This window comes from Citrobacter sp. Awk 4, assembly GCF_028069725.1.
GTDB lineage: Bacteria > Pseudomonadota > Gammaproteobacteria > Enterobacterales > Enterobacteriaceae > Citrobacter_D.
The window spans coordinates 1-2,706 of the sequence record NZ_JANEWG010000109.1 but is presented as its reverse complement, the minus strand read 5'-3'; the positions used below and the strand labels follow the sequence as shown (position 1 = coordinate 2,706).

Annotated in this window: 3 protein-coding genes and 1 pseudogene; 3 read left to right on the top strand and 1 reads right to left on the bottom strand. The window is 50.4% G+C overall.

Annotated features, from left to right (window positions below):
• Positions 1–231: 231 nt before the first annotated feature.
• Together NNO04_RS22270 and NNO04_RS22265 are read left to right on the top strand one after the other, a co-directional pair.
• Positions 232–387, top strand: a pseudogene (locus NNO04_RS22270) (helix-turn-helix domain-containing protein); the annotation flags it as partial.
• Positions 388–480: 93 nt separating this feature from the next.
• A complete protein-coding gene (locus NNO04_RS22265) occupies positions 481–1,125 on the top strand; it encodes a quinolone resistance pentapeptide repeat protein QnrB19 (protein WP_012954666.1) in 645 nt (214 codons plus the stop codon).
• A gap of 381 nt (positions 1,126–1,506) precedes the next feature.
• Here NNO04_RS22265 and NNO04_RS22260 read toward each other — a convergent pair whose 3' ends face one another.
• A complete protein-coding gene (locus NNO04_RS22260; protein WP_012772745.1) occupies positions 1,507–1,743 on the bottom strand; it encodes a hypothetical protein in 237 nt (78 codons plus the stop codon).
• 699 nt (positions 1,744–2,442) lie between these two features.
• Between NNO04_RS22260 and NNO04_RS22990 the strand changes: the two genes are divergently transcribed.
• Positions 2,443–2,556 (top strand): hypothetical protein, encoded by a 114-nt coding sequence (locus tag NNO04_RS22990; RefSeq protein WP_032667588.1) that lies wholly within the window; start codon positions 2,443–2,445, stop codon positions 2,554–2,556.
• Positions 2,557–2,706 lie beyond the last annotated feature (150 nt).

Sequence of the window (2,706 nt, the reverse complement as noted above, 5' to 3'; positions counted from 1 at the left end):
TATGCGCCTGTTAAGGCTAAACTGAAAGAACAGATTTGGTTACTGCGCTCCTCGTAAGCCAGTTACCACGGTTCAAAGAGTTGCTGCTCTGAGAACCTTCGAAAAACCGCCTTGCAGGGCGGTTTTTTCGTTTACAGAGCAAGAGATTACGACGCCACAGAAAGGATCTCAAGAAGATCCTTCACCGTAATGGAAATCTATCCAATCCGAGCACATAGGATACACATCGTTATAACGCTGGATCTGCGTGAATTCCAGCAGCAGCAAGAGAAAGACTTTCTACAAACCAGCTTACAGCAGGCTAAATTTAACCAGAAAAAAGCCGCTGAATTACTGGGTCTGACTTATCATCAGCTACGTGCCTTGCTGAAGAAACACCAGATCTAATACGCATTTGCAGGTGTCATACTGGCGGGTTTGACGCATAACGTCATAAGGTTTACCATGGCGTCATTACTGTATAAAAACACAGGCATAGATATGACTCTGGCATTAGTTGGCGAAAAAATTGACAGAAATCGCTTCACCGGTGAGAAAGTTGAAAATAGTACATTTTTTAACTGCGATTTTTCAGGTGCCGACCTGAGCGGCACTGAATTTATCGGCTGCCAGTTCTATGATCGCGAAAGTCAGAAAGGGTGCAATTTTAGTCGCGCAATGCTGAAAGATGCCATTTTCAAAAGCTGTGATTTATCAATGGCAGATTTCCGCAACGTCAGTGCCTTGGGCATTGAAATTCGCCACTGCCGCGCACAAGGCGCAGATTTCCGCGGTGCAAGCTTTATGAATATGATCACCACGCGCACCTGGTTTTGCAGCGCATATATCACTAATACTAATCTAAGCTACGCCAATTTTTCGAAAGTCGTGTTGGAAAAGTGTGAGCTGTGGGAAAACCGCTGGATGGGGACTCAGGTACTGGGTGCGACGTTCAGTGGTTCAGATCTCTCCGGCGGCGAGTTTTCGACTTTCGACTGGCGAGCAGCAAACTTCACACATTGCGATCTGACCAATTCGGAGTTAGGTGACTTAGATATTCGGGGTGTTGATTTACAAGGCGTTAAGTTAGACAGCTACCAGGCATCGTTGCTCATGGAGCGGCTTGGCATCGCTGTGATTGGTTAGTTCAGCGTTTACACCGGGAGATGCGTTTGACGATTTACTTTTACCCGCGATCATCGCGTTTATTGAGTTTATTATTTATCTATGCGATTCCGATGAAAAATTCGCACGAAAATATGGCTAACTCATAGCAAAAAAAAAGCCCCCTAAGGGCTTTTTTTTGTACCTGACGGTCAGACCGATTAAACATAACATCCCTTGCCCGCACCCCCGCAGGCGCCCTCAGCGCAATCCTGCTGCATCAGGGCCGTTTCCAGCACCTTTCCTCACCAGTATCCCGGAAAAACGCCCCTGATGATTTCTGCGCGACTGCATGGCTATGCACGCAGGTGAATGGCAGGTGATTTCGCAGCGTCAGCACCACTAAACCGCCAAAAGCCAAAATCAGCGGCGCGGCGCGCGCGGACGTGACCAGGCAAAATCGGACTGCTGCCGCTCATCCTCACGTAATGCACGCTGGCGGTCGGCGTAACGCTGCAACTCAATTTGCGCACGCGCTCTGTTCAGGACGATGTGCCGGTTAGGCTGATTTAGCTTTTTACCTGACGCTCTTTCAGCTGCGGCAACAGCATCATCAAGAAATTTTTTCTCTGCAGGCGTCAAGTTTGTCAGTCTGGCCATAACGTTCTCCAGTCAGAATAAATCAGCACAGTCTGCCAGACACAGTAGAAACGATGAAGCGCCAGCGACGGTGAAAGGCAGTCAGAAACGGTGAACGGGAGCGGATTTTAATCCGGTGCCGTGAGGCGTTGGACAAGCCGCAGGCGCGTCATTAGCTTTTAGCCGGTTTCGGGGCGCAGCCCTGAACCAGTCACGTAGCGCTAGCGGAGTGTATACTGGCTGACTATGTTGGCACGGATGTGGAAATCAGTGAAGTGCTTCATGTAGCAGGAGAAAAAAGGCGGCACCAGCGCGTCAGCAGGATATGTAGTACAGGATATATTCCGCTTCCTCGCTCACTGACTCGCTGCGCTCGGTCGTTCGGCTGCGGCGAGCGGTGCCGGCTTACAGGCGGGGCGGAAATTTCCTGGGAGATACCAGGAAGGAGCTTAACAGGGAAGAGATAAGGCCGCGGCGAAGCCGTTTTTCCATAGGCTCCGCCCCCCTGACAAACATCATGAAATCTGACGCTCAAATCAGTGGTGGCGAAACCCGATGCGGCTTAAAGATACCAGGCGTTTCCCCCTGGTGGCTCCCTCGTGCTCCCCCGCATTCCTGCCTTTCGGTTTACCGGTGTCATTCCGCTGTTATGGCCGCGTTTATCTCATTCCACGCCTGACACTCAGTTCCGCGAAGGCAGTTCGCTCCTGGATGGACTGTATGCACGAACCCCCCGTTCAGTCCGACTGCTGCGCCTTATCCGGTAACTATCATCTTGAGTCCAACCCGGAAAGACACGACTTATCGCCACTGGCAGCAGCCACTGGTAACTGATTTAGAGGAGTTAGTCTTGAAGTTATGCGCCTGTTAAGGCTAAACTGAAAGAACAGATTTGGTTACTGCGCTCCTCGTAAGCCAGTTACCACGGTTCAAAGAGTTGCTGCTCTGAGAACCTTCGAAAAACCGCCTTGCAGGGCGGTTTTT